Consider the following 312-nt stretch of genomic DNA (forward strand, 5'->3'; position numbering starts at 1 on the left):
ACCCAGCGTCGTCCGGTCAGCGATTGCGTCACCCCCAGATAGGCGCTCATGTCGGTTGTCCTGTGATTTCGGCAACTCGACGCGCCGTGGCAAATTCGCCGTGCAGATGTGCGATCGCGGCGCGGTGGCTGTCATCGGCGCTCATGTCCGGGCTGCCCGCCTGCCAGCTCATGTCGGCGGTGGCGGCAATAGCGGCGCAGGCGTCATGCGCCAGTGTCACCACGAACCCCAGGTTCGCCGCCATCCGCACCGAAGTCGAAACACAATGCGGCGTTGTCAGCCCGCAGATCACCAGATGCGTCAGGCCAGCGT

General features: G+C 65.4%; 1 protein-coding gene. It reads right to left on the reverse strand.

Annotated features, from left to right (window positions below):
* Nucleotides 1–46 precede the first annotated feature (46 nt).
* Nucleotides 47–312, reverse strand: a 266-nt coding sequence (locus tag Q4528_RS13250) for an isochorismatase family protein (protein ID WP_303521964.1), incomplete at its 5' end; no start/stop codon positions are given.

It is taken from the genome of Staphylococcus pasteuri (assembly GCF_030547725.1).
Classification (GTDB): domain Bacteria; phylum Bacillota; class Bacilli; order Staphylococcales; family Staphylococcaceae; genus Staphylococcus; species Staphylococcus pasteuri.